This window comes from Streptomyces sp. NPDC096040 (genome assembly GCF_040303265.1).
Lineage (GTDB): Bacteria > Actinomycetota > Actinomycetes > Streptomycetales > Streptomycetaceae > Streptomyces.
Genome location: NZ_JBEOTA010000061.1, coordinates 1 through 25,584, shown reverse-complemented (window position 1 = coordinate 25,584; position 25,584 = coordinate 1). Strand labels below are relative to the sequence as shown.

At 71.4% G+C, this 25,584-nt stretch carries 20 protein-coding genes; 10 read left to right on the top strand and 10 right to left on the bottom strand.

The annotated features are described in order from the left end of the window. Positions 1-121: 121 nt before the first annotated feature. The gene (locus ABTY98_RS40800; RefSeq protein ID WP_352226229.1) at positions 122-1,075 is read right to left on the bottom strand and encodes a ScbA/BarX family gamma-butyrolactone biosynthesis protein; all 954 of its coding nucleotides are present in this window, start codon (positions 1,073-1,075) and stop codon (positions 122-124) included. Positions 1,076-1,466: 391 nt separating this feature from the next. Between ABTY98_RS40800 and ABTY98_RS40795 the strand changes: the two genes are divergently transcribed. From ABTY98_RS40795 to ABTY98_RS40775, 5 genes are all read left to right on the top strand, one after another. Beyond that, on the top strand, positions 1,467-2,198 hold the full coding sequence (locus tag ABTY98_RS40795; protein ID WP_352226228.1) for an HAD family phosphatase: 732 nt from the start codon (positions 1,467-1,469) through the stop codon (positions 2,196-2,198). Beyond that, the gene (locus ABTY98_RS40790; RefSeq protein ID WP_352226227.1) at positions 2,195-2,968 is read left to right on the top strand and encodes an SDR family NAD(P)-dependent oxidoreductase; all 774 of its coding nucleotides are present in this window, start codon (positions 2,195-2,197) and stop codon (positions 2,966-2,968) included. The genes ABTY98_RS40795 and ABTY98_RS40790 overlap by 4 nt, the downstream gene beginning before the upstream one ends. Before the next feature lie 141 nt (positions 2,969-3,109). Continuing rightward, the gene (locus tag ABTY98_RS40785; RefSeq protein ID WP_352226226.1) at positions 3,110-3,775 is read left to right on the top strand and encodes a ScbR family autoregulator-binding transcription factor; all 666 of its coding nucleotides are present in this window, start codon (positions 3,110-3,112) and stop codon (positions 3,773-3,775) included. 215 nt (positions 3,776-3,990) lie between these two features. After that, positions 3,991-4,605 (top strand): ScbR family autoregulator-binding transcription factor, encoded by a 615-nt coding sequence (locus ABTY98_RS40780; protein ID WP_352226225.1) that lies wholly within the window; start codon positions 3,991-3,993, stop codon positions 4,603-4,605. 122 nt (positions 4,606-4,727) lie between these two features. Continuing rightward, positions 4,728-5,552, top strand: coding sequence for an AfsR/SARP family transcriptional regulator (locus ABTY98_RS40775; RefSeq protein ID WP_352226232.1), 825 nt, complete (start codon positions 4,728-4,730; stop codon positions 5,550-5,552). Here ABTY98_RS40775 and ABTY98_RS40770 read toward each other — a convergent pair. Further along, on the bottom strand, positions 5,536-6,666 hold the full coding sequence (locus ABTY98_RS40770) for an MFS transporter (RefSeq protein WP_352226231.1): 1,131 nt from the start codon (positions 6,664-6,666) through the stop codon (positions 5,536-5,538). The two genes, ABTY98_RS40775 and ABTY98_RS40770, sit on opposite strands and share 17 nt — an antisense overlap. Positions 6,667-6,821: 155 nt before the next feature. Continuing rightward, positions 6,822-8,093 carry an FAD-dependent oxidoreductase gene (locus tag ABTY98_RS40765; protein WP_352226224.1) on the bottom strand — a complete coding sequence of 424 codons (1,272 nt, stop codon included), beginning with the start codon at positions 8,091-8,093 and terminating at the stop codon, positions 6,822-6,824. Between the two features lie 191 nt (positions 8,094-8,284). Between ABTY98_RS40765 and ABTY98_RS40760 the strand changes: the two genes are divergently transcribed. After that, the gene (locus ABTY98_RS40760) at positions 8,285-8,932 is read left to right on the top strand and encodes an AfsR/SARP family transcriptional regulator (RefSeq protein ID WP_352226223.1); all 648 of its coding nucleotides are present in this window, start codon (positions 8,285-8,287) and stop codon (positions 8,930-8,932) included. Between the two features lie 99 nt (positions 8,933-9,031). Here ABTY98_RS40760 and ABTY98_RS40755 read toward each other — a convergent pair whose 3' ends face one another. Both ABTY98_RS40755 and ABTY98_RS40750 read right to left on the bottom strand, forming a co-directional pair. Next, positions 9,032-10,975 (bottom strand): cellulase family glycosylhydrolase, encoded by a 1,944-nt coding sequence (locus ABTY98_RS40755; RefSeq protein ID WP_352226222.1) that lies wholly within the window; start codon positions 10,973-10,975, stop codon positions 9,032-9,034. A gap of 56 nt (positions 10,976-11,031) precedes the next feature. Then, the gene (locus tag ABTY98_RS40750; RefSeq protein WP_352226221.1) at positions 11,032-11,745 is read right to left on the bottom strand and encodes an alpha/beta fold hydrolase; all 714 of its coding nucleotides are present in this window, start codon (positions 11,743-11,745) and stop codon (positions 11,032-11,034) included. A gap of 168 nt (positions 11,746-11,913) precedes the next feature. Here ABTY98_RS40750 and ABTY98_RS40745 point away from each other — a divergent pair, with 168 nt between their 5' ends. Then, positions 11,914-12,603: a DUF6215 domain-containing protein gene (locus ABTY98_RS40745; RefSeq protein ID WP_352226220.1), complete on the top strand. Its 690-nt coding sequence runs from the start codon at positions 11,914-11,916 to the stop codon at positions 12,601-12,603. A gap of 40 nt (positions 12,604-12,643) precedes the next feature. Here the strand turns inward: ABTY98_RS40745 and ABTY98_RS40740 are convergent, their stop codons facing one another. The 5 genes from ABTY98_RS40740 to ABTY98_RS40720 form a co-directional block, all read right to left on the bottom strand. Beyond that, positions 12,644-13,240 carry a hypothetical protein gene (locus tag ABTY98_RS40740; protein ID WP_352226218.1) on the bottom strand — a complete coding sequence of 199 codons (597 nt, stop codon included), beginning with the start codon at positions 13,238-13,240 and terminating at the stop codon, positions 12,644-12,646. Between the two features lie 410 nt (positions 13,241-13,650). Beyond that, complete coding sequence (locus ABTY98_RS40735) at positions 13,651-15,684, bottom strand: NAD(+) synthase (RefSeq protein ID WP_352226230.1); 2,034 nt, start codon at positions 15,682-15,684, stop codon at positions 13,651-13,653. Between the two features lie 183 nt (positions 15,685-15,867). Beyond that, a complete protein-coding gene (locus ABTY98_RS40730) occupies positions 15,868-16,704 on the bottom strand; it encodes a PaaX family transcriptional regulator (protein ID WP_352226217.1) in 837 nt (278 codons plus the stop codon). Positions 16,705-17,119: 415 nt separating this feature from the next. Continuing rightward, entirely contained in the window at positions 17,120-18,112 is a 993-nt protein-coding gene (locus ABTY98_RS40725; protein WP_352226216.1) for a phospholipase D-like domain-containing protein, read from the bottom strand. A 229-nt stretch (positions 18,113-18,341) separates the two neighbouring features. Continuing rightward, a complete protein-coding gene (locus ABTY98_RS40720) occupies positions 18,342-19,484 on the bottom strand; it encodes an IclR family transcriptional regulator domain-containing protein (RefSeq protein ID WP_352226215.1) in 1,143 nt (380 codons plus the stop codon). Positions 19,485-19,522: 38 nt separating this feature from the next. Between ABTY98_RS40720 and ABTY98_RS40715 the strand changes: the two genes are divergently transcribed. From ABTY98_RS40715 to ABTY98_RS40705, 3 genes are all read left to right on the top strand, one after another. Then, entirely contained in the window at positions 19,523-22,285 is a 2,763-nt protein-coding gene (locus ABTY98_RS40715; protein WP_352226214.1) for a hypothetical protein, read from the top strand. A 161-nt stretch (positions 22,286-22,446) separates the two neighbouring features. Continuing rightward, complete coding sequence (locus tag ABTY98_RS40710; RefSeq protein ID WP_502994486.1) at positions 22,447-24,822, top strand: ATP-binding cassette domain-containing protein; 2,376 nt, start codon at positions 22,447-22,449, stop codon at positions 24,820-24,822. Positions 24,823-24,927: 105 nt separating this feature from the next. Further along, positions 24,928-25,434, top strand: coding sequence for a MarR family winged helix-turn-helix transcriptional regulator (locus ABTY98_RS40705; RefSeq protein ID WP_352226212.1), 507 nt, complete (start codon positions 24,928-24,930; stop codon positions 25,432-25,434). Positions 25,435-25,584: the final 150 nt, after the last annotated feature.

Genomic DNA, 25,584 nt, shown 5'->3' with positions numbered 1-25,584 from the left:
GGCTGCGGCGGTTTGGGACCGACGTAGTGGCCGCTGGGACGCATCCGCAGCGGGTGTTCCCCGTACTCCTCCACTGCCGGGTCCCGTACCGGGACCCGGCAGCGGCCGGCTCGTGTCGCGTTCAGTCGACGACGGGCCCGTGCACGGTGGAGGTGAAGACGGTCTCGCCGCCCTGCCGGCCGACGACGTCCACGATCACCGTGCCGTCGCCGCCGGGAGTCACCTCGGTGACGTCGATCCAGCACGGGCTGTCGAGTTCGACGTAGCGGTCGAAGGTCGTGGACGTGCTCGCCGGTATCAGTGCACGGGGTGCAAGCCGGGCGCAGGCGGCCTGGCGGGCACCCTCCAGCAGGACCATGCCGGGCAGATGGTCGCCGCCGTGGTCGAACAGGATCGGGTGGTCCAGGTCCGGGGTGAGCAGCCACCGGCCGGGTGTGTCCGTAGGTGTCAGCACCACGTCGGCGGGGGAGGTGCGGCCCACGGCGGACGGCGGCATCGGGTCGGCCGCGACCACCGCCTCCACCGAAGTCACCTGCTTTCCGGGCCGGTTGGCCCGCAGTCGCGCGTAGACGGACGGCGTGACGATGGAGTACAGCCCGTCTCCGTGGGCCACGGTCCGGCCGTCCCGGCGCAGCGCGAACCCTATGCCCATCCGGCGCGCGGACGCCCTGCCTCGCGCGGCGTTGTCCGGGCACGCCACCTCGAGGTCGAAGTCGGTCGGCCGGGAGCCGATCCGCAGCTGCTCCAGATCGGTGTGGCAGCTGAGCGACCACAGCACGAAGTGATGGCCGAGCGGTACCCCGTGTTCCGCGTGCGTCACGAACATGCCGGCCTGCCGAAACGTCTCTGCGGCCTGAAGCGGATCGTGACTCGAGCCGTCGGCACTGTTGAAGAAGGTGTGGGCGCGTGGCCACTGTCCGGTGAGGGAGAACCGCAGCCCGTCGTCCTGCGCGGTGCAGCCGGTGAGGAACACCTCGGCCAGGGACGCCCGGTGGACGTACTCCTTGGGGACCGTGGTGGTCAGCCGGGGCAGTGCTGGCAGACCGACCCCGATCTCGCTGGCGGACAGGCTCATCGACAACCCCCCGTCGGAAAGCTCTTCGTTGGCTTGAAGCTCTGTTCGACGCCTATAAGATACGGACCTACCGGTTTTCTCGGGTCGGCCACAAGGTAAAGGATTCGCCAAGCGTGGTTGGACTCGATCCATGCATGACTCCACTGAGTGGTGGTTTGGCCAAGTATTTTCGCGCTCAATCAAGTCGAAGGCACGGCGAAAGACGGACTAACGGGCAGATCTCGGCGGCTGGTTATCGGTGGGTGACGTGCCGGGCCCGACTCGGTGAAAACCTGTACAGCGGTCTCTTTCGGCCATCTCCCCGGGGGAGTTCGCCGCCGGCCCATCCGAGTCGCCCCCGGTCCCGACAGCCACTGCATGATGTTCGAACGGCCTGCGAGAGGGAGACCCGATGGAACCACTGCGCACCCTGCGCCTCGCCGCCGTCAACATCGACGGCGTCCTGCTCAACGACAGCTTCAGCCCGGTCCTGCACCGCCTCGTCCTCAAGTACGGCGGTGAGTACACCCGGGAACTGGAGCAGCGCCTCTTCTCCCAGTCCCGCCTCGCCGCCGCCCGGGTGCTGCTGGAGGAGACCGGAGCCGACGTGAGCGAGCAGGAGGCCATCGCCGACTACTTCGCCGAACGCGAGGACTACCTGCGCGCCCATCCCGTCCACACCCTCGACGGCGCCGAGGAACTCCTGCACCGGCTGCGCGCCGCGGGCCTCGACGTCATCTGCTACGGCGGCCTGGACGAGGACCACTTCCGCCGCCACCTCGGCGCCTGGGAGCAGTTGTTCACCGCACCTCACTACATCTGTACCAACGACTTCCGCCCCGGCATCCGGGAGATAGCCGAGGACCACTTCGGCCTCGACCACCACCAGGTCCTCTTCATCGACGACGTGGCCCGCTTCGCCGGCCACGCCAAGGAGCTGGACGTGCCGTTCGTCGGCCACCCCAGCACCTTCGAGCACGGCTTCCAGCGCGAGCTGATGCGCGAACTCGGCGTCCGGCACCTGGTCGGCGGTCTCGCCGAGATCGACGAAGAGCGCCTGCGCACCCTCGATCAGGAGGCCGGACTCGGCGTCTTCTGGCATGATGCCGACTCCCTTTCCACCGCCCGTGAGGTGACCCGGTGACCACAGCAGAAGGAGCCGTACTGGCGGGCAGGGTCGCCCTCATCACCGGCGCCAGCAGCGGTATCGGGGCGGCCGCCGCCCGGGTTTTCGCCCGGCAGGGCGCCACCGTCGTCCTGACCGCCCGCCGCGAGGACAAGCTGCGGGACCTCGCCGAGGAACTGCGCGCCAAGGGCGCCGAGGCGAGCCACCGCACCCTGGACGTGCGCGACGGGGAAGAGGTCCGCCGGACCGTCGAGTTCGCCGTCGGGCGCTACGGCCGTCTCGACGCCGCCTTCAACAACGCCGGCGTCGCGCTGCCGAAGACCCCGATGCACCTCATCGACGACGCCGACTACGAGCGGGTCACCGAGACCAACGTGCGGGGCGTGTGGAACTGCCTGCGCCACGAGATCACGGCCATGCTCGAGACCGGGGGCGGCTCGATCGTCAACACCAGCAGCGTGGGCGGCCTGGTCGCCTCCTCGACGGCAGCGCCCTACATCGCCTCCAAGCACGCGGTGATCGGACTGACCAAGGCCGCCGCCGTCGAGTACGCCCCGCACCACATCCGCGTGAACGCCATCGCCCCGGGCCTGACCCGCTCCGAGATGATCGACGACTGGTTCGCCAAGTCGCCCGAGAACGAGGCGCGGGCCTACCGCTCTGCCCCGCAGGCACGCGCCGCCGACCCCGAGGAGGTCGCGGAGGCCGCCGCCTGGCTGTGCAGCGACAGGGCGAGCTTCGTCACGGGTGCCACACTTACCGTGGACGGCGGACGCACCGCCTGGTGAACTGCCCGACGGATCCCGCGCCGACGCCCCGGCGGCGGGGCGGGACCGGCCGGGAATCGGCCCTCTGCGGCCGAAATACCGACCCCCGATTGAGGTAAGGTACGTCACGTCCGGTTTTGTTTTGACCGAGGAGGGGTCCCCATGGCGCGTCAGGAGCGTGCGATTCGGACCCGGCGCGCTGTTGTCGAGGCCGCCGCCGCGGTCTTCGCCGAGCGCGGATACACGGCGGCGACGATCGCCGAGATCCTCGAGCGGGCCGGAGTGACCAAGGGGGCCCTGTACTTCCACTTCGACTCCAAGGAAGCCCTCGCGCGAGGCGTGATCAACGCCCAGATCAGCGACGACTACTGGGTACCGCGCGAGCTGAAGCTCCAGGAGTGGGTGGACATCGGCATGACGCTGGCCCACCGCATCCCCAAGGAGGTCATCCTGCTCGCCGGTATACGGCTGTCGGCCGACCTCCAGGGGCGTTCGCTGTTCGGCAGCGCCTGGCCCGCCTGGACCGAGGTGGTGACCGAGAAGCTGGTGGAGGCCAAGGAACGCGGCGAGGTGCTGCCGCATGTCACACCCCAGGAGACCGCGGAGTGCTTCCTCGGCGCCTGGATCGGGACCCAGTTCATGTCCGAGGTGGTCTCCGACTGGACGGATCTCAACAATCGTATCTCCGTCCTCTACAACCACGTACTGCCGGCCATAGCCACACCCGCGACCCTGATCCGGCTGGACACCGCGCCCGACCGGGGCGCCCGGGTCGTCCAGGAAGTCGAGCGCAGGCGGCAGGAATCGCTGGTGGCCACCGAGGCCTGACCCGCCTCGGACCAAACCACCTGCCTGGTTTGTTATACGGGAGCGCTGCGCTCCCGATGATGCGGGAGGGCCACCACGGTCCTCCGCCCACACCCCGGACTCTGGCAAACCTACTAATCGTGCTGTTTGCTAGGGTTCTCGAATCGCAATGTTGCAGGCCCAGGGGGAATCGGACCGTCCAATTCCGCATTCGCCCGGATCAACAGGGGGACGCGATGGTCAAGCAACTCCGGGCGGCCCGAACCCGCCAGGCCCTCGTTCATGCCGCAGCCGAGATCTTCGCCGACGACGGCTATGCGCTGTCGTCGCTGCCCGCGATCAGCCGTCGGGCGGGAGTGAGCGCCGGAGCGCTGCACTTCCACTTTCCCAGCAAGGACGCCCTCGCGGTCGAGGTGGAGGGCGCGGCCCGGCGCACCATCGAGCAAATGGTGACCGACCGGCGGCCGACGGCCGCCTCCGCACTGCATCTGCTGATCACAGTCACCCGGCAACTGCTGGTCACGGTCGCCACCGACGTCGTCGTCCGTGCGGGTTTCAAGCTGAGCGTCGACCCCTCCCGCAAGAACGGCATGGGCTTCGGGTGCTGGTGGCGTACCTGGGTGTGCGAACAACTGGTGCGGGCCCAGCATCAAGGAGAGCTGGCCGAGGGGGTGTCACCGGACCGGGTCGCCGCGGTGATAGTGGCCGCGACGGTCGGGTTCGAGGTGCTTTGCGCGGCGGACCGTGACCGGATCTCGCCCCAGCACGTCGAGCAGTTCTGGTCACTGGTGCTTCCTCAACTCGCCGCCCACACCGGCGAGTTCGTGGGCGCCGCACTCTCGGATTCCTGACTCCAGGTCGAGGGCCGACAAAGCTGCCGGTGTCCGGTTTGACAAACCGCCCATGCCGTTTTTGACTCGGGTGCCCGGGACTCGCCTCGGAGCACCCAATGGCGGACGGGCAGGGGGACGGCGTGGACATCGGCATTCTCGGCACGTTCGACGTGCGCGAGGCGGGCGTCTCCATCACCCCGACCGCGCCCAAGCCGCGTCAGGTGCTCGCCCTTCTCGCCCTGCACGCCGACCGGGCCGTGACCGTCGCGACGCTCACCGAGGAACTCTGGGGGCAACGGCCACCGCGCAGCGCACGCCCCACCCTGCAGACGTACATCATGCACCTGCGCGAACCCATCGCCAGGGCATCGGCACGGACCGGCGGCGGCGCGGGCCGGCGCGCCGCGAAACAGGTGCTGCGCACCGTACCCGGCGGCTACCTGCTCGACAGCGGTGAAGGCACCAGCGACGTGCGGGAGTTCGAGCTGCTCGCCCAGAGCGGGTACCGGGCGATGGACGCGCAGGACCATCGCGAGGCCGCCCGGCTGCTGCGTACGGCGCTCGACCTGTGGACCGGTCCGGCCCTGGCGGACGTCTCAGCCGGAGACCGTCCGCGTGCGGAGATCAGGGGGCTGGAGGAGAGCCGGCTGTGCGCGCTGGACCGGCGTATCGAGGCCGATCTGCGGCTCGGCCGGCACCGCGAACTGATCGCCGAACTCACCGTGCTGGTCAGCCGGCACCCCACCCACGAGAGCCTCTGCGGACAGCTCATGCTCGCCCTGCACCGCTCCGGCCGCCGCAGCGAGGCCCTCGCCGCCTACCAGCGACTGCGCACCACCCTCGTACGTGACTTCGGTCTGGAACCCTCGGCCGTGCTGGGCACGGTGCGGCAGTCCGTCCTGTCGGCCACCGCGGACGACATGCCGGCGTCCGGCACCACGGGTCCGCTCACCTGGGTCGGCTGACGGCACGTCCGGCATGCAGCAGCCGGCCGCCGAGCAGGACCGCGCAGGCCGCGGCGGTCAGCAGCCCGCCCGCCAGGAAAACGGCCCGTATGCCGGCCGGCGGCAGGATCAGCCCGCCGAGCGCGGCTCCCGCCGCGATACCGGCGTTGTAGCAGCCGGAGTTCGCCGCGAGGGCGATGTCGGTACGGCCCGGGGCACAGTGCAGCATCGCGTTCTGGGCGGCCATGAACACCGGGCCGAGTGCCCCGCCCACCAGGACCAGGAACACCACCGCCGCCACAGGACAGCCGCCGGCCGAGTACAGGCCGAGCATGCCCACCGTCTGCACGGCCACGGCGGTGGTCAGCGCGGACTGCGGGAAGCGGTCGAGCAGCGCCCCGGTGACCGCCACACCGGCCAGACACGCCACACCGAAGACCACGAGCAGGGAACTGACCGAGCCCGGCGAGAAGCCGCTGACGTCACCCAGGAACGTCACGATGTAGGTGTATCCCGCGAACGCCCCGGTGGCGGACAGCGTCCCGGTCGCCAGGACCGTCACGAACCGCCGGGTGTCGGGACGGGCCCCGTAGGCGGCGGGTGCCTCTTCCGGACGTGATGTCGGAAGCAGCACCGCGATCGTCACCAGTGAGACGAGCCCCGGCACCGCCACCGTCGCCATCGATGTCCGCCAGTCGCTGTGCCGGCCCAGCCAGTTCCCGGCGGGCACACCGAGGACGAGGGCGAGCGAACCGGCGACGGACAGCGCCCCGACGACCCGCCCCCGTACCCGGGGCGCGAACAGACCCACCGCGACCGGTCCCAGGACCGCCCAGAACAGCGCCTGGGCGAGCGCGGTCAGCAGCCGAGCCACGAGGAGCTGCCAGTAGGAGGTGGCCGACGCCGCGGCCACGCTGGACACGACGAGCGCGGCCAGCAGCCCGGTGAGCACATGTCGCCGGGGCACGGCCCGTGTGACATGGGCGAGCGGCAGCGAGGCGACGGCCACCGTCGCTCCGTAACCGGTGACCAGCAGACCGACCGCCGGCAGGGACACCCGAAGGTCCGCGGAGATGACCTCCAGGAGGCCGACCGGAAGGTTCTCGGCGGTGTTGAAGGTGAAGGCGGCCAGCATCAGGGCGGCGAGGAGCGCCGGCCCGTGCCACGGAGCCGGTCGCCCCGGGCGCACGCGGTCGCCGCCCGCCCTCGCCCGCCGCACCTGCTCCGTGACACCGTCCATGGAAACAGCTCAGCGGGCTCACCGGCCTCGCCGCAACCGAATTCCCCTGCTCAGGAGGTTCCGATGTGCCGGGCGATCCGGACGGCCGCGAACTCCGTGCCCGCCACGAACCGCATCATCGGCCCGAACATCGGCGCCGCGAGCGAGCCCGTGAAGTACAGCCCCGGCACCGACGACTCGAACGTGCCCCGCAGCGCGGGAGCCCTCGATCCCGGCACACACGCCACCGCGCGACGCACCGTGGGGGACAGGAAGGGCAGGGCGTCCAGGTCCAGCCGGTAACCGGTGGCCGCCAGCACATGGTCGACAGTGAGGGACTCGCGCTCGCCCCCGGGACCGGCGACATCCAGGCGCACCGCCGGCCCGGAGAGCACGGCACCGGTGACCCGGCGCGAGGTGTGCACCGGTACGACACCCACCACCCGCTCCCGGAGCCACCAGCCGCCGGAGGGGCCGAGCGCCCGCCGGAACAGCAGCAGCCGGGCCGTCGCCGGAAACCACCGCACACCGCCCGGTGCCGCGCAGACCCCGGCGAGGATCCAGCCCGTGCCCAGTGGCGAGGCCGGCTTGGCCAGCCGCTGCGTCCAGGGCCTGGCCAGGTCCGGTGGCATGCCCCACAGCACCTGCCGCTCGCGCACCAGAACCTGCGCCTCGGCGCCCGCCTCGTGCAGCAGCGCGGCACTCTCCAGCGCGGACTGGCCACCGCCGATGACCGCCACCCGCCGGCCCGCGTACGCGGACAGATCGGTGTGGTGGCTGGTGTGCGACACCGGCGCCCGGGGGCCCGGCCCCTCGGGCGCGAGGTGCCGCAACTCGTCCGGGACATGGGCGAGCCCGTTCAGACCGGTCGCCACCACGACGGCCGAGGCCGCCATCTCCTGCCCGTCGTCCGCCCGGACCACGAAACCGGCCCCGGACGCGGGCCGCTCGACCGCCGTCACCCGCGCCGGCTCCACTTCACCGACGTACCGCTTCTGGAACCACTGCCCGTACCGTACGAAGACATCGCACGGGATCGGGGTCAGCTCGGTCAGCTCCGGCTCGCCGTGCTCACGCCGGAAGTCCGCCAGCCGGCCGCCCGGCTCGGGCGCCGACAGGTCGGTGGCGGCCGGTGTCGACTTCAGGAACATCCCGGTGGCCATGGCATGCCGCCAGCTGCCCATCACATCGCCGAAGACGCGGACCGGCGCCCCCGCCGCCCGCAAGTGGGCGGCCACCGACAGTCCGTACGGCCCGGCACCGATCACGACGACCGGTGGCCGTCCCCGCCCGGCGAACGCCGGCTCGTGGGCAGGGCGTTGCCCCGGAAGCGACTGCTTCATGGATCCCTCCGCTGGTCTGCTCGCCGCCTTCCCCCGGGCGGCGCGACACTGCGGGATGGCACGCCCGGCGTGACACGGCCGTGCTCGTCCCCCCTCCGCGGGTGAGTCTCTCCCACGGGACCGATCCCGGAAACGATATCCACGCACGTTGGCCAAAACTTGGTCGAACCATACGACAAGCGCACCCAACCATGTCATTGACGTACGGCGGACGGCCGCCGACGATCACTCGGCGGCAGCGGTTGTGCACGCGGCCCCACTCTCCGCGGGCCTCCCGAAGTGCGGACGGCCCGACCGCGCCCCTGGCCAGCCCGGTAGCATCGCCGCGTGAACACCTACTGGCACGTCGCTCTGCCGCCGCTCCGCGGCTGAACCTCGCGGGCGCCTCCCGCACGCTGCGCCAGGCGCTGGACCTGTGGACCGGGCCGCCCTTCGCCGACGTCCACACCGGAGCCCATCTGGCCATGGAGGCACGGCGGCTGGAGGAGAGCCGGCTGTGCGCTCTGGACCAGCGCATCGAGGCCGATCTGCGGCTCGGCCGGCACCGCGAACTGCTCGCCGAGCTCACCGTCCTGACCAGCCGCTACCGCACCCACGAGAACCTGCACGCCCAGTTCACGCTCGCTCTCTACCGCTCGGGCCGGCGCGGCGAGGCACTCCACGTCTACCGGCAACTGCGCACCCTCCTCGTCAGAGACCTCGGCCTGGAGCCTTCGGCACGACTGCGCCGCCTCCAGCAGTCCATCCTCACGGCCACCGCCGAGACCCCCGGCCCCCCGACGCACCACGACGAACTGGCCGCACCGGTCCCGAGCGGGGGACTGGCCGGCGTTCCCTGACGTGGCCTCACCGGCCGGGCGGAAGGCCCGCCGCCCGTTGCGGCGTCCGGACGCGGTGCGAGGCGGCCGACCGGGTCGGCCCGCGGTCGACGGCCGCGATCAGGGGTGCAGTGTGAGGCACCGCAGGGCGGCCGGTCCTTGGGCGCTGCCCACGCGGGTTGTGAAGGCGACCCCGGCGATGTACTCGTCGGCGGCGCACTGGCCCTTGTAGGCGCCGTAGGCGAAGTCGTCGCCCGCGCTGTCGGCGGGGCGGTTGTCGGACCGGTCGAACCACAGCGTCCGTCCGCCCGCCCCCAGTGCCGTGGTGGACGGCACGCACAGCACCGCCGACAGCCGCTCCCCGCGACGGCTGTAGCCGATCACGAACTGGCCCGCGGGGCACTGGAGTTTGGTGTAGCCGGAGGCCCAGTCGCCGCCCGCCGGAACATACCGTTCGTCCGTGACCACCGTCTGGGCGTTGCCCGCGGTCCGTAGATCCCCGGTGGCCGCGTCGGTGCACAGGCCACGTCCGCCGGAGTGGCCGAGGCCGATGAGCCGCAGCCCGTCGGGGCAGACCGCCTTGTAGGCGCCGGAGTCCCAGTCACCGCCGGCCCGCACCCGAAGGGACTGCACGGCGTCGCCGTGATCCGTGGCCAGCATCCGCCAGGTCGTCCCCGGCGCGATGGGGCCGGTGCGGCTCGGGGCGTCCATGAGGTGGTCCCACGCGGTGGCCCGCCAGTCCCCGCCGTCGAGGAGACCGTACCGGTGCCCCTCGGTGTCGTAGCGCAGCAGCGCCCAGTCGTCGTGGCCCTCCCAGCCGACCAGCGGCCAGTAGGCGAAGTCGGTGTCGTGGTCGGCGAAGTAGTCGGTGATGTTGCCGAACCAGGCGCGGGCGGCCGTCCCCGTCTCGCCCGAGCCGATGCCGAACTCGCTGATCCACACGGGCGCGGTGTAGTGCTTGCCCTCGGTGGTGACGAAGAAGGCCTGGTCGGCGAGGACCTGGTACAGCTGGTCGCGGGTCAGGTCCTGGTAGCGGGGGTCGCTGGTCTCGCCGATGCCGGTGGCTCCGCTGTGCCGGGGGCCCGTGTAGCCGTAGAAGTGGGCGGAGTACACCAGCTTGTGGGCGTCCACGAGGGTGTGGGAGAGGGTGCGGACGGGGGTGAGGGTGGGGCGGTCGTGCGGGAGGCCGTCCACCGGCAGTCCGGTCCAGTTGATGCCCTCGATGACGATGAGCAGGTTCGGATCGGCCTCGGTGAGGATGCGGTCCGCGGCGAGCTGGGCGGCGGCGTACCAGTCGTGGTCGTCGCCCAGGCCCCAGTTGGGGTCGTCCAGAACGTCACGGCGTACCTCGTTGTAGAGATCGGCGCCCACGACCCGGGAGTTCGCCGCGTAACGGCGGGCCATGAAGACCCAGTCGTCCGCCCACTGCTGCGTCGACTGGCTGCTGTTCCACCGCTCGTTGCCGTCGACGCCACAGCACCAACGGGAGGTGTTGGTGTGGTTGTTGAGGATGACGGCGAAGCCCGCGCCGGTCAGGGCGGCCACGACGGCGTCGTAGACCTCCAGCGGGGTCTTTCCGCGCAACTGCGGATTCGCCGTGACCGCGGCGTCCGGTACCGGGGCCGTCGTATGGATCATCTGGTTCGAGAACGGCAGCCGGATGCTGTTGATGCCGAGCGCCTGGAAGTCCGACAGGAGCTGGGGGAGGGCGGCGCGGTCCAGGCCGAGGGGGATGCCGTAGGAGTCCTGGCCGGCGTGGTGGTTGGCGGGGTCGGTGATGCTGCCGCTCCCGGTCCAGGATCCCTGGGCGCCGTCCCAGTTGGCGGCCCGCAGGCGGAAGCGGTTCCCGGCGGCGTCGACGATGTAACGGCCCCGGGTGGACAGTGGCGGCTGCCAGGTGCCGGTGGTGGATACGGCCGGTGCCGCGGCGGGGAGTTGGGACGCGGTGGCCGCCGGGGTGGCGGACCGCGGCGCGGCGGTCGCCGGGGCGGTGCCGGACAGGGCGAGCACCATCAGCGTCACTGTCAGGTACGTGACAAACTTGATCGACTTCGTGATCGACATCAGCCGTCCTCGGAGTGGATGCCGCGTGGGGGCGCGGCACTTTATCAGGGCGCGCGTCAACGGAGAAGCGGCTCCTCGGCCCCGCAGGCCTCGGCCGTCCAGCCCTCGAGATCACGTTCGGGGCGCAGCAGTCGGCGGATGGCGGCGGCCGAGGCCCGGTGCCAGTCGTGGCTGCGGCGGAGCATCGCGTGGTCTCCACCCCTGAGCAGCACCATTCCGGCCTGCGCACCGGCCTCCCGGGCCTGCCGTATGTACGCGGCCGACTCGGTGGGTTCGGTGACCCGGTCGCGGTCGCCGTGCAGGACGACGATCCGCGTCCCGGTGAGATCGTCCACGGGGTCGCCGGGCGGGCACCAGGGCGCCAGCGCGAGCACACCGCGCACCGAGGGATGCGCCGCCGCGCGCAGCGCCGCCCGACCACCCATCGAGTGGCCGACCAGCACCACGGACACGTCCCCGGCCCGGCCGCGCACCTCGTCGAGGGCGCGCAGGGTGTCCTGGAGCGGGTCGGCGGCGTCGTTCCAGCCGCGGTACCGGTAGCGCACCTGGCCGACCAGTACGTCACGGGGCGAGGAGACCGACGCGGCGGCGCTCAGGAAGGGGCGCATACGCAGCGCCGCCGACTGCCAGGGGCGCGCCGGCCGGCGCCCGATCTCCTGCCCGCCGTGCAGGACCAGCACCGCCGCGCGCGCCCGGTCCCGCGGTGCGCGACGCACCACCAGGGCGTTCCTGCCCGCCTCGACGACCCGTCCGTCGGCCACCGTGTCCACCTCTGCTTCCTCCGGCCTGGGGCATGCTGCAGCCATCAAACACCGGCGGGGGAGGCCACAGCCACCGAGAGGGGCTGAGCGGTCCGTGCCATCTCCGTGAACATCTGTGCGGTGAACATCGGTTAGGCTCCGCGGGCGCACAGGGGATGCACGGCGGGGGTGGGGGACATGACCGAAGGTTCCGGCGAGCCCGAGAAGGACCGCAGACCGGTGGTCCAGGCGATCGCGGCGCTGGCCGTGTGCCTGGGCGTCGTGGGCGTGCTGTGGGCTCAGAAGGCGTTCGTCCACCAGCAGGACACGAGCAGTGGACCGGCGGCCTGCTCGAAGTCGACCGACCGGCTGCCGGCCCGCTATGTCTCGGGCGCACGGTTGTGCAGGTCGCTGAACCGCCCGGACCTTCCTGCCCTGCTGGGGACACCGCAGGAACAGGTCGAGACCGCCGGCGGCAGCGGGGACTGGATCACGCTCGCCGGAGGCACGAAGATCGCCGCGCCCGATGCGACGGTGACCCTGAAGACGTACTCCGTGAAGCTGTCGGCCTCTTACGACGACCTGTCCGTCGCCGAGACGGGCGACCTGATGGGCGACGCGCGCGAGACGACCGTCCTGGGGCACCCTGCCGTGCTCTACTCCAGCCCGACCATCTCGATCGGCTTCGATCTCGGCGGCGGGAAGGCGAGCACGGGGCCCGGTGGCACGGCGCGCTGCCTGTTGGTCTCGAAGCACGCGAAGGACGACGGCAGGGGCACGTTCGAGGTCGCGATCTGGCGGCAGGACGACGTACCGCCCGACGACACGGCCCTCGTGCGCGTCGCGGAGCAGGTGTTGCAGACGGTCCCGGGCTGGAACGGGAACTGACCGACCCGGGGCGAACCACGGTCCGCCCCGGGTCGGTTCGTCACGGTGTGACGGTCATCGTCAACGCGTCGCTGTCCGCGGCGAGCGACGGCAGCGCGGGTACGGCGCCGAGGAGGCCGGTGACCGCGCCGATGATGGACCCGAGCAGCCCGGTGACGGCGCCCAGTACCCCGCCGAGGTCGAGCGAGGTCAGCGAGCTGAGCAGTTTGCTGAGGGCGGCCTGGATTGCGCTTACCAGGTCCGAGACGGGATCGGCCGCGCGGGCCGAGCGGTCGGTGCGGGCGGCGTCCAGCTGCCTCAGCCGCTTCTGGAGGTCGGCGCCCCACTTCTGTACTTCCTTGGCGTAGGCGGCGGCCCGAGCGGGGTCGAGGGCGGTGCCGTCTGCCGTGGCGAGGTTGGGCAGCGTGCGCAGGAGAGGGATCAGGGCGGGGTCGTACCGCGTCGTGTCCATCGCTTCGATGCGGGCGAGCAGTGTGGCGACATCGGTACCGGGCCGCGGAGCCGTCTGTGCGACACCGGTTCCCGAGGCTTTTCGGCCGGCGTCGGCGGCGGCAGCGGTGGCGGCGGCCGGGCCGAAGACCAGGGCGGCACAGACCAGGGGGGAGACGAGGAGGCCGCGGGAGGCTAGGGCGCGCATGGGTTTCCTTTCGAGACTGCTGTCCTTGCGCCCACCGTGGGAAGCGGCGCGGGGCGCCGCAACCGGTGGCCCGGCCCACGATCTGCCCGCCGGATCGCCAAGGATCCCCTGACCAGGCGCTTTGCCCTGTTCCTGGGCTCCTTCCGGGTGTCGGTGCGGGGTTCGCCCGTCAGGGTGCGTACGGACGTCGTCGAGAGCCGCGCACGCGAAGAGCCCCGCTCCCGACGGATCGGGGGCGGGGCTCTTCGGACGGAGCGCCGGGCAGGCCTTGCACCTGCATTTCCCCGCAGGAAGCGGGGCGTCTTTCCTTGGACCACCAACGCATCGCGCGTTACCCGGAGTTGGAGTGCCGCGCGTGAGATCGACCATAGCGTGGCCACAGGGCGGACACCAAATCGCGGGCCTGCACGCTACGCCTCCGGGACGCGTGCCAGGTCGTGCAGCCAGGCCTTCGCCGAGCTGTCCGACGGGGCGCGCCAGTCGCCGCGCGGCGAGAGGGAGCCGCCCGCCGAGACCTTCGGGCCGTTGGGCATGGCCGAGCGCTTGAACTGGGCGAAGGCGAAGAAGCGACGGCAGAAGTAGTCGAGCCAGTGCCGGATCGCGGCCAGGTCGTATGCCTTGCGGTCGGCCTCGGGGAAGCCGGGCGGCCAGGCGCCGGCCTCCCGGTCGTGCCAGGCGTGCCAGGCCAGGAAGGCGATCTTCGAGGGCCGGAACCCGTGCCGGAGCACCTGGTAGAGGGTGAAGTCGTGCAGCGAGTACGGGCCGATCTTGGACTCGGTGGACTGCAGTTCCTCGCCCGGCACCAGCTCGGGGCTGATCTCCGTGTCGAGGATCGCTGCAAGGGTCTTGGCGGTCTCCGCGTCGAACTGCCGGCTGCTGATGACCCAGCGGATCAGATGCTGGATCAGGGTCTTCGGCACACCCGAGTTGACGTTGTAGTGGCTCATCTGGTCGCCGACGCCGTAGGTGCACCAGCCGAGCGCCAGCTCCGAGAGGTCACCGGTGCCCAGCACGATCCCGCCGCGCTGGTTGGCGAGCCGGAAGAGGTAGTCGGTGCGCAGCCCGGCCTGCACGTTCTCGAAGGTGATGTCGTACACCGGCTCGTCGGCCGCGAACGGGTGGCCCAACTCCTTCAGCATGAGCCGCGCGGTCGGCGTGATGTCCAGCTCGGCCGCGGTCACGCCGAGCGCGCTCATCAGCTTGTGGGCGTTGCCCTTGGTGTGGTCGCCGGTGGCGAAGCCCGGCAGGGTGAAGGCCAGGATGTCGCTGCGCGGGCGGCCGGCGCGGTCCATCGCCCGGGCGGCGACGATCAGCGCGTGGGTGGAGTCGAGGCCGCCGGACACCCCGATGACCACCTTCGGGCCGCCGATGGCCGCCAGCCGCCGCTGGAGCGCCGCGACCTGGATGTTGTACGCCTCGTAGCAGTCCAGGGCGAGCCGGTCGGGGTCGGCGGGCACGAAGGGGAACCGTTCGACCCTGCGGCGCAGGCCCAGGTCGGCCGTCGGCGGGTCCAGCCGGAAGGGGACGGTCCGGAAGCCGCCGGTGCGTGCCGCGTGCGTACGCCGGTTGTCGTCGAACGAGCCCATCCGGGCCCGCTCCTGGCGCAGCAGGTCCAGATCCACGTCGGCCACCGCGTACTGGTCGTCCACCGGGAACCGGTCCGTCTCGGCGAGCAGTGCGCCGTTCTCGTAGATCATGGTCTGGCCGTCCCAGGACAGGTCCGTGGTGGACTCGCCGAGTCCGGCCGCCGCGTAGACGTACGCGGCGAGACAGCGCTGCGACGCCGAGCGGCACAGCAGCTTGCGGTCCTCCGCCCGGCCGACCGTGATCGGGCTGCCCGAGAGGTTGAGCAGCACGGTCGCGCCGGCCAGCGCCGCCTCCGCGCTGGGCGGCACCGGCACCCACATGTCCTCGCAGATCTCGGCGTGCACTACGAGACCGGGAACGTCCTCCGCGTCGAACAGCAGGTCGACCCCGAACGGCACCAACTCGCCGCCGACCCGGATGGTGCCGCCCCGTTCGTCGTCGCCCGAGGCGATCTGCCGGCGCTCGTAGAACTCCCGGTAGTTCGGCGGGTACGACTTGGGCGCGACACCGAGGATCCGGCCGCGGTGCACGAACACCGCGCAGTTGTAGATCCGGTTGCGATGGCGCAGCGGGGCGCCGACGACGAGGACCGGGAGCAGCCCGGCCGAACCGGCCGTCACCGTCGCGAGGGCCTCCTCGACCTGGTCGAGCACGGCGTCCTGGAGGAGCAGATCCTCGATGGAGTAACCGGTCAGGCCGAGCTCGGGGAAGACGGCCACGGCGACGCCGTCCTCGGCGCAGCGGCGGGCCTGGCGCAGGACCGCCTCGGCGTTGGCGCGCGGGTCGGCGATGACGGTGTGGCCGGTGCACGCGGCGACACGCGCGAAGCCATGCTCATAGATCGACCAGAAGTTCAACGGGGCTTCCTCGGGAGAGACGGACACGGTGCGGATGCCGGGCGGAGAGCGTCGCCGTACACGGGCGCCCTCTCCTTCGACGGTCCGGCGAACCTCCTGCTCCAAGAAGCATAGATCGGCGGTGATCCAAGCTGACCAGGGGATTCCGCGAGAGCCGCGCTGCCGTCGACCGGGGCGGGAGGGTCACAGGGGCGTGGTGTCCAGAAGACCGGCGGCCATCCGGCGGGCCGGGGCCTCGGTCTCGGCCGCGACCCGGTGGAACGTGCTCTCCGCCCGGCGGGCCGGCCAGCCGGACGGCAGATGCCGGACGGGCAGCCGTGGGTCGGTGCGGATGATGCCCAGCCACTCGCTGACCAGGCGCAGCCGGGTGACGACCGGGTCGTCGCCGGGTCCGGCGCGCCATGCCTCCCAGCGGGTGTGGAAGTCCTCGTAGCGGGCGGCGATCGACCCCAGGTCCCAGGTGTCGCGGATCATGACGTCGATGTCCGTCGCCTCGTCGGCCAGTGCGTGGAAGATCTTGACGTGCGCGGAGAGTCCGAGCTCGGCGACGACGGCGGAGACGTCCACCCGGCCGGGCGCGATCCACAGCCCGCTGTAGAGCGGCCCGAACCCGGACCAGCCGAGCTGCGAGCGCAGATCGTGCCGCTGGCGCTGCCAGGACTCCGGCAGCGAGAAGCCGAGCAGGGTCCAGGAGCCGTCCCAGTCGTCGTTGACGGCGCCCGTCTGCCAGATGCGCCGCCGGCCGTCGCGCAGGATCTGCGTGGCGAGGGACGTCAGCCCGAAGTACGTCTTGCGCCCCTGCCGCTGCCGTTGCAGCAGGTTTCTGTTGACCATGCGGGTGAGCGTGGACCGTACGGCCTGCTCACCGACGCCCGCCCGGCCCAGGACCGTGATGATGCTGCCCGAGTAGACACCCAGCGGGCCCTGCTCCAGCACATGGTTGCCGAAGAAGGCGAGCAGCAGCGACTGCGGGCGGAGCTGCGGGGAGTCCAGGGGCTCTGGCACGGTCTCGGCGTTCACGTCCGCAAGATTACGGCCACCGGGCGGGCGTACGACGGGGTGTGTGATCTCGCTTCCGGTACTGGTCAGGGGGGTGGGCCTCCGCAGCGCCGGACGGCGATGTCGCCCTCGGCACGAGTCGCCGCGGCCCCACACCGAGCAGCCCGGCGAGAGGGATCGTACGGCGCAGGTCGTCGGCGTGCGAGCCCCACGAGGTCGTCCTCCCCCCGCACCTCGTCGCCCGCGTGACCCTCGCCGAACCCCGCTGACGGCTCCGGTCACCTGGCGTGGTGTGACCGCTTCTTCCGGGCCCGGTACGACGCCGCCTTGGCCGCTGCGACCACGTTCCTCGTGTCAACGCCGCTGTCGGCCTGCCCACATGGGCGAGCCCCGCCCCGGCGGCGCGCAGGCGCCGCCGGGGCCGGGGCCCGGTCCGCTACGCGGCTGTGCCGCCCTGGTAGTCGCTGTTGAACGTGGTCTCGACGGTCGTGGCCACCGACTGCGCCACCCCCGTGCCCGTGAGGATGATGCCCAGCTCCCGGTTGCTGGACAGGGAGTTGCTGCTGATGTTCATGGAGCCGGCCTCCACCTCCTGGGTGGACAGGCCGTAGTCGCCGACCATGGCCTTGGCGTGGATGTAGAAGCCGTTGGGGTCGGAGTAGCCGACGACCGTGCCGCCGGCGGCCTTGACCGCGGAGACCTCGCTGGAGTAGCTGCTCGGTGTCTCCAGCACCACCCGCACCTTCACGCCCGCCTTGGCCCGGGCCACGATCGCGTTGACCACCGTGCTGTCACTGAACTCCAGTTCTTCGACGTCGAGGGTCTTGGTGGCGGCGTTGATCACGGACAGCAGCCGGCTGCGGGAGTCGGTGGGGGACCAGAGCAGGTGGTCGCCGTCGGTGGGGGTGACCGAGGTACCGGCGTAGTCGGCGGCGAACACCTTCTCGATCGCGGCGACATCGCGGGTGTCGTCGGTGAACACCCCGTAGTCCCGGCCGGTCGAGTAGTACTGCGAGGTCAGGTTGCCGGTCAGGACGAGCGACTTGGTGGCGTCCACCGTGATGGTCTTCTGGTGCGTGTAGACGAAGCTGGACGGCGACCACACCACACCCACGCCCGCGTTGGTGAGGGCGCTGTACGCGGAACTGTTGGCGCTCTGGTGGGCCCGGTCCAGGACCACCCGCACGGTGACGCCCTTGTTCTTCAGGGCTATGAGGTCGTTGACGGCCGTGGTGTCCTCCAGTTCGTACATGGTCATGTCGAGTGAGCTGGTGGCCGAGTTGATGAAGTCGTAGATCGTGGGCTCGCTGCTGCTGAGCGAGAAGGCGAACGCGGTGTAGCTCGCGGCGTTCGCGGGGACCGCGGCGGCGACCACGGCCGCGCTGGCCGCCAGGGCGACACCCGCGCGACCGAGAAGCTTCGACAGCATGCGTGACTCCTAGTCGAGTTGACGCTCACGTGGGGGGTGGGTGAGCGTGCGCATGACACCACGCGCGTAGACCGCCGAGGAAGGGGAGCTTGGTGAACTCGCCGTTACCTGTAGGCCATAGGGGCGGCCAAAGCGGACTCCGGGCTGGTCGGGGCCGGTTCATGGGTGTCCCGCGAGAACGCAAAATCTTCGTAGCCGAGCGTGGCCGGGCAGAATGCCGCGCCCGGGGTCAGCGGTGACCGAGGGCCTGGGAGATCTCGCGGGCCGCGCCGACGACGAGCGGCGCGAGCACCCGGACGCGCTTGTCGTCCAGTTCGAAGGCCATTGACGAGATGCTGATGCCGCCGATCGGAGTGTTGCGGTAGTCGTACACGGTCGCCCCGACGCACCGCGTGGCCGGCTCGTTCTCCTCGTTGTCGATCGCGTAGCCGCGGCGCGCCACCTCCTTCAGGTGGCGCAGCAGTTCCTCAGGGTCGTCAATGGTCCGAGGGGTCACGGCCGTCGTGCCCGCCCGCGCCAGGATCCCCCTGACCTCGTCCTCGGGGAGGGCCGCAAGCAGGGCCTTGCCGATGCCCGTGCAGTGCGGCGGGATCGCCAGACCCACCCGGGAGCGCATCTCGTAGGCGCGCAGCCCCTCCAGCTTGTAGACGTAGACGGCCTGGTCGCCGTCGCGCAGCGCCAGGTGCACCGTGTGGGTGGTGGCGTCCCGCAGCCGCTGCACGGCCGGTTGGGCGATCGTCGTGATGCCGGCCTCCGACTCGGCGCGGGCCGCCGGGGTCAGCAGCCCGACGCCGGGCAGGTAGCCGTTCTCCCCGTCCCGGCGGGCCCAGCCCTCGGCGACGAGTTCCTGGACGATGCGGTGCACGGTCGAGGTGGGCAGCCGGGTGCTGCGGCTGATCTCGCTGATCCCGCGGTGCTCCGTCATCGCCTCGATGACCCGCACCACCTTCGCCACCGCTCCGGGCCGGTCCTGCCTGGGCAACGCGGACCCCCGGGAGCCTGGGGAGTCGCTCACCGCGCCGGCCATCCTCCGTCCACCACACCGATGGAGTCGCGCATGACAGATCCGCGGTCGCCACCGGGTCCATGTCGCCGTAGGCGAGCTCTCCGCGGCGCTGGACCACACGAACCGGTACGGGGCGGTGCCCGCCCCGCCGTACCCCGGCTCCAACGCGGTGACACCGAGCGCGAGTCCGCAGGAGGCCGCGCCGTCGGCGTGCAGGTGCTTGCGCAGCGTACGACGGCTCGCGCGACCGGCGTCGCCGATCCCGTTCGTCTCCGCCTTGTCCCGGGTGATCAGTATCGTCGGCAGGGCGTGCTGGGCCGGCGCGAAGACCGAGGAGAAGACCGCGTCGTCTACCTGCTGCTGCAACGCCACATCATCTCCGGAATCTCCCAGGGAGCGATCAAGTGACGTCACCTCAGCCCACCGGCCGCACGGTGCACTCGCCGGACCGTCGCGGCTTCGTGCGCGACTGGCTGATCAGCCCCGCCTGGAGCAGTACCTGCGACGACCTGGCGCGGGTCCTGTCCGCCACCGGCAGCCCATGGGGCGACGACGGCCGCTGGGTGCTCACCAACGGACCCGACGTCGCACCGCTCAAGCGCCGCCTGCACGCTCTGCACCCCCTGCTCACCGAACAGCCGCTGCCCGACCTCGCCGAGGGCACGGCGTTCACCTGGACCCGCTCGGTGGGTGATCCGCCCTCCTCGGCGCACTGGCGGCGCGAGCACACCGGCGAGGACGGCCTGCTCGACTGGAGCCAGTTCTGCTTCACCCCCGAATACCGGCACGCGCTCGCCGGCACCGTCCTGGAAGTGGACCAGGCCGAGTACCGTGAGCTCGAAGTCGGCTGCACCGGCCCCTTCGTGCTCTTCGTCGACGGCGAACCGGTGCTCTCCGGTGACGACTTCGGATACATGGAGCCGGTGCGGCACCGCGTCCGCGTTCGGCTGCGCTCCGGCTCGACGACCGTGCACCTCGCTACCTGGCAGGTCGCGTTCCGTGAGGTCCGCCATGTGGCGAGCCTGCGCGTCGACGGCCTCCCGGTACGCGTGGTCCTGCCTTCTCCGGGAGCCGACGAGTACCGCTCCCGCACCGCCGAGCAGCTGCTGGAGTCGCTCGCGGTGGGCCCGTGGGCCTGTGCCGACGGCCGCACCTGGATCTCCGGTCCGGCCGGCGGACGCCTGCTGGTGTCGGTGGACGGCCGCCCCGCCGAACCGGTCGTCCTGCCGGCCAAAGGAGCCGCACCGGTGGCACTGGCCCGACGCGCCCCGGAGACCGAGAACGCCGCGTCGATGCTGGACACCGGCGAGAACGTGCTGCGCATCACCGCCGACGATGCCCTGGCCCCGGTGTTCCGGGTGGCGCGGGTCGCCACCCTCCCCCAGCAGCGCCGTGCGGAGCCGGTCGGTGATCCCGCCGTATGGAGTGCCGAGTTGCTGCGGCACGTCGGCCGGGCCACCCCGGGCGCGGCCCGGGCCCTCGCCCGGCACGTCCTCGACCCGGAGGTTCCACTCGACCAGGCCGACCTGGACGGGCCGCTGGCGATGCTCGCCGACCGCGCCGACTGCGCGGACTTCGAAGCCGTCAGCCTCGTCCACCTCTGGCACCGTATCCCGGGCACCGACTGGCAGCCGGGACAGCGGGAAGCGGTGCGCCGCGCGCTGACCGGGTTCAAGTACTGGATCGACCAGCCCGGCCTGGACGCGATGTGCTACTTCACCGAGAACCACCAGTTCGTCTGGCACACCGCCGAACTCCTGGCCGGCGAACTCTTCCCCGACGAGGAGTTCACCAACACCGGCTGGAGGGGACACCGGCACGCCGAGCACGCACAGCCCCTCGCCGAGGAGTGGATGCGGCGCAAACTCGCCGGCGGATTCAGCGAGTTCGACTCCAACGCCTATCTGGCCATCGACACCCTCGCCCTGGTGTCCCTGGTGGAGTTCGCCGCCTCGGCCGGACTGCGCCGGCTCGCCGAGGCACTCCTCGACAAGGTACTGCTCACCCTCGCCTGCAACTCCTGGCGCGGGGTGCACGGCGCCGCCCACGGCCGCTCCTACACCCCCACCCTGCGCTCCTCCCGCTTCGAGGAGACCGCGCCCGTCATGTGGCTGCTGTGGGGCGTCGGTTCCCTGAACAGCGCCGTCCTCCCCGCCACCGCCCTGGCGACCGCCGAGCACTACCGCGTCCCGCCCGTGATCCCCGCGATCGCCGGCGAGCCCCCGCAGGAATGGGACGGCCGCCAGGTCTACCGGGGCGGCTACCGGCTCCACCACGACCTGCTGAGCCGCCCCTACGACTCCGACCTGCGCATCTGGCGCACCCCCGACGTCATGCTGTCCAGCGTCCAGGACTACCGGGCGGGCCTGCCGGGACTCCAGGAGCACATCTGGGGCGCCACCCTCGGCTCCGAGGTCCAGGTGTTCGCCACCCACCCGGCCGCCGACACCATCAGCTCCTCGGCCCGCCCGAACGCGTGGGCCGGTCAGCGCATCCTGCCGCGCGCCCGCCAGCACCGCGACACCGTCCTCGTACTGCACCGCCTCCCCGACCACACCATGACCACCCATCTGTGGTTCCCGGCCGACCTGTGCGACGAATGGCGGGAGTACGGCTGCTGGCTCGCCGGCCGGGTCGGGGACGGGTATGTCGCGGTGGCCGCGGAGGGCGGCTTCCGCCCCGACACCACCGGCGACGAGGCCCGGCAGGCCTGGACACCCGTCGGCGACGGCCGCGCCTATGTGGCGACCGTGGGCCGGCGCACGACGGACGGCTCCTTCGCCGAGTTCACCGGCTCCCTCGCCACCCCCGACTTCGGCCGGGACCGGCACGGCGATCCCGAGGTGGCGTGGGCCGCGCGGGACGGACGCCGGCTGCACCTCGCCTGGAGCGGCGCGTTCACCGCCGACGGCGCACTGCCCGACCCGGAACCCAACCCTCCGCACCTCGACAATCCGGCCTGCCGACAGGAGTTCGGCGCGAGCGAACTACGGGCGAGCTGGCGGGGCGCCGAACTGCTGCTCGACCTCGGCACGGGTCGGCGCGTGGCGCCGGCCAGCGCCATCCCGCAGGTGCGGACGGCGGGGCACCCCGCGCTCACGGAGGGGGGCTCCACGCCCACGGAGGAGGACCCCGCGCCCATGGGGGGCGACTCCCATGGCCGGTGAGAACCTGACCTCCAGCCGGCTCGCGCCCTGCCCGCCCGGAGCAGGGCGGGCGGCGGGGCCGGTCAGTAACGGAGAAGCGCTAGTGTTCCACCCCGGCTAGCGTGGCGGCCGTCGACGGAGGCCCCGCGCAGCGGATGGAGACGGGTTTGAGCATGGCCAGAATGACCGAGACGCGGGCGTCCGCGCCGCACGTGGCGGACAGCCACGACCTGATCCGTGTGCACGGAGCGCGCGAGAACAACCTCAAGAACGTCAGCCTCGAGATCCCGAAGCGCCGGCTGACGGTCTTCACCGGAGTCTCCGGCTCGGGCAAGAGCTCGCTGGTGTTCGACACCATCGCCGCCGAGTCACAGCGGCTGATCAACGAGACCTACCCCGCCTTCGTCCAGGGCTTCATGCCCAATCTGGCCCGCCCCGAGGTCGACGTCCTCGACGGACTGACCACCGCGATCATCGTCGACCAGCAGCGGATGGGCGGCGACCCCCGCTCCACCGTCGGCACCGCCACCGACGCCAACGCGCTGCTGCGCATCCTCTTCAGCCGCCTGGGCAAGCCGCACATCGGCTCGCCCAAGGCGTTCTCCTTCAACATCGCCTCCATCAGCGGCGCGGGCGCCGTCACCGTGGAACGCGCCGGACAGCAGGTCAAGGAGCGCCGCAGCTTCAGCATCACCGGCGGCATGTGCCCGCGCTGCGAGGGCCGCGGCGCCGTCACCGACCTCGATCTCGGCCAGCTCTACGACGACACCAAGTCACTCAACGAGGGCGCGATCACCGTCCCCGGCTACAAGGGCGGCGGCTGGAACTCCCGCCTCTACGCCGAGTCCGGTTTCTTCGACCCGGACAAGCCGATCAGCAAGTTCACCAAGAAGGAGCTGTACGACTTCCTGCACCGCGAGCCGACCCGGATGAAGATCGTGGGCATCAACATGACCTACGAGGGTCTGATCCCGCGCATCCAGAAGTCGATGCTCTCCAAGGACAAGGAGTCGATGCAGCCACACATCCGCGAGTTCGTGGAGCGGGCGGTCACCTTCGCCACCTGTCCCGACTGCGACGGCACCCGCCTCAACGAGGGCGCCCGCTCCTCGAAGATCGACGGGATAAGCATCGCCGACGCCTGCGCGATGCAGATCAGCGACCTGGCCGCATGGGTCAAGGGCCTCGACGAGCCGTCGGTGGCACCGCTCCTCAAGAGCCTCCACGACACCCTGGAGTCGTTCGTGGAGATCGGCCTCGGCTATCTCTCGCTGGACCGGCCGGCGGGCACCCTGTCCGGCGGCGAGGCACAGCGCACCAAGATGATCCGCCACCTCGGCTCCTCGCTCACCGACGCCACCTACGTCTTCGACGAGCCCACCACCGGCCTGCACCCGCACGACATCCAGCGCATGAACGGCCTGCTGCTGCGGCTGCGCGACAAGGGAAACACCGTCCTCGTCGTCGAGCACAAGCCGGAGGTCATCGCGATCGCCGACCATGTCGTCGACCTCGGCCCCGGTGCCGGCGCGGGCGGCGGCACCGTCTGCTTCGAGGGCACCGTCGAAGGCCTGCGCAAGGCCGGCACCATCACCGGCCGCCACATCGACGACCGGGCCACCCTCAAGGAGAGCGTCCGCAAGCCCACCGGGGCGCTGGAGATCCGGGGCGCGAGCACCCACAACCTCCAGGGCGTCGACGTCGACGTCCCGCTCGGGGTCCTGACCGTCGTCACCGGCGTCGCCGGCTCCGGCAAGAGCTCCCTGGTACACGGCTCGATCCCGGCCGGCGCCGGGGTCATCTCCGTCGACCAGGGCGCCATCCGCGGCTCCCGGCGCAGCAACCCGGCGACGTACACCGGGCTCCTCGAACCCATCCGCAAGGCCTTCGCCAAGGAGAACGGCGTCAAGCCGGCCCTGTTCAGCCCCAACTCCGAGGGCGCCTGCCCCACCTGCAACGGCGCCGGCGTCGTCTACACCGACCTGGCGATGATGGCCGGCGTCGCCACCACCTGCGAGGACTGCGACGGGAAGCGGTTCGAGACCTCGGTGCTCGACTACGAACTCCACGGCCACGACATCAGTCAGGTGCTGGGCCTGTCGGTGAACGAGGCCGTGGAGTTCTTCGCGGCGGACGCGGCGAACGTCCCGGCCGCCCAGCGGATCGCGCAGCGGCTCCAGGACGTCGGTCTCGGCTACCTCACCATCGGCCAGCCACTCACCACCCTGTCCGGCGGCGAGCGCCAGCGCCTCAAGCTGGCCACGCACATGGCCGACAAGGGCGGCGTCTACGTCCTCGACGAGCCGACCGCGGGCCTGCACCTCGCCGACGTCGAGCAACTCCTCGGCCTGCTCGACCGGTTGGTCGACTCCGGCAAGTCCGTCATCGTCGTCGAGCACCACCAGGCAGTCATGGCCCACGCCGACTGGATCATCGACCTCGGCCCCGGCGCCGGTCACGACGGCGGCCGGATCGTCTTCCAGGGCACCCCGGCCGACCTCGTCGCCGCCCGTACGACCCTCACCGCCGACCACCTGGCCGAGTACGTCGGCGCCTGACCGCGCCCAGCCCGCCGTGACGCGCAGGAACTCCGCCACCAGCGGACCCTGCGCACCGCTCCGAGAAGTTTGAATATTCAAACGTGAGTTCGTTACGGTATGCGCATGACCACGACGCCACGCTGGCTGAACGCCGAGGAACGACGGGCGTGGCTCGCCTACGTCCAGTTCTCCACGCACCTGTCCGACCACCTGAACCGCCAGCTGCGGCGCGATGCGGGCATGACCCATGCCGACTACACCCTGCTCGCCCACCTGTCCTCGGTCAGGGATCACAGCCTGACCATGTCCGAGCTCGCCGAACGCCTGAAGATCACCCGAAGCCGCCTCACCCACGCGGTGACCCGCCTCCAGGAGACCGGCTACGTCGACCGCCACGAGGATCCCGCCAACCGCCGCAATCAGCTCGCCGTCCTCACCGAGGCGGGCATGCGCCTCCTGGAGCGCGCGGCCCCCGGCCACCTGGAGGCGGTCCGCCGAGCCGTATTCGACGCCCTCACCCCCGAGCAGGTGACCCAGTTCGCCGCGATCGGCGAGGCGATCAACACCGCGCTCCAGCGCATGGACGCCGACAGCGACGAGCAGGAGGCGCTGCCCTGGCGCCGACGCTAGGAGCCGGCGTCCGACGGGCCGAGGAGTCCGTGGGGTTCATGGCCCCCGTGCACGAGCCCCGGGGCCGCTGCGTCCGTCGAGGAGCTGAAGGCCGCGCTCAAGGGCGAGGACACCGCCGAGATCCGCACCGCCACCGAGAAGGTCGCGGCC

What these genes read in the sequence shown, in the direction of transcription:
- ABTY98_RS40780 (WP_352226225.1), top strand. Translation starts at nt 3,991, where the DNA reads ATGGTCAAGCAACTCCGGGCGGCCCGAACCCGCCAGGCCCTCGTTCAT.
- ABTY98_RS40800 (WP_352226229.1), bottom strand. Translation starts at nt 1,075, where the DNA reads ATGAGCCTGTCCGCCAGCGAGATCGGGGTCGGTCTGCCAGCACTGCCC.
- ABTY98_RS40760 (WP_352226223.1), top strand. Translation starts at nt 8,285, where the DNA reads ATGTCATTGACGTACGGCGGACGGCCGCCGACGATCACTCGGCGGCAG.
- ABTY98_RS40770 (WP_352226231.1), bottom strand. Translation starts at nt 6,666, where the DNA reads ATGCTGGCCGCCTTCACCTTCAACACCGCCGAGAACCTTCCGGTCGGC.
- ABTY98_RS40705 (WP_352226212.1), top strand. Translation starts at nt 24,928, where the DNA reads ATGACCACGACGCCACGCTGGCTGAACGCCGAGGAACGACGGGCGTGG.
- ABTY98_RS40765 (WP_352226224.1), bottom strand. Translation starts at nt 8,093, where the DNA reads ATGAAGCAGTCGCTTCCGGGGCAACGCCCTGCCCACGAGCCGGCGTTC.
- ABTY98_RS40795 (WP_352226228.1), top strand. Translation starts at nt 1,467, where the DNA reads ATGGAACCACTGCGCACCCTGCGCCTCGCCGCCGTCAACATCGACGGC.
- ABTY98_RS40740 (WP_352226218.1), bottom strand. Translation starts at nt 13,240, where the DNA reads ATGCGCGCCCTAGCCTCCCGCGGCCTCCTCGTCTCCCCCCTGGTCTGT.
- ABTY98_RS40710 (WP_502994486.1), top strand. Translation starts at nt 22,447, where the DNA reads ATGACCGAGACGCGGGCGTCCGCGCCGCACGTGGCGGACAGCCACGAC.
- ABTY98_RS40755 (WP_352226222.1), bottom strand. Translation starts at nt 10,975, where the DNA reads ATGTCGATCACGAAGTCGATCAAGTTTGTCACGTACCTGACAGTGACG.
- ABTY98_RS40725 (WP_352226216.1), bottom strand. Translation starts at nt 18,112, where the DNA reads ATGCTGTCGAAGCTTCTCGGTCGCGCGGGTGTCGCCCTGGCGGCCAGC.
- ABTY98_RS40745 (WP_352226220.1), top strand. Translation starts at nt 11,914, where the DNA reads ATGACCGAAGGTTCCGGCGAGCCCGAGAAGGACCGCAGACCGGTGGTC.
- ABTY98_RS40785 (WP_352226226.1), top strand. Translation starts at nt 3,110, where the DNA reads ATGGCGCGTCAGGAGCGTGCGATTCGGACCCGGCGCGCTGTTGTCGAG.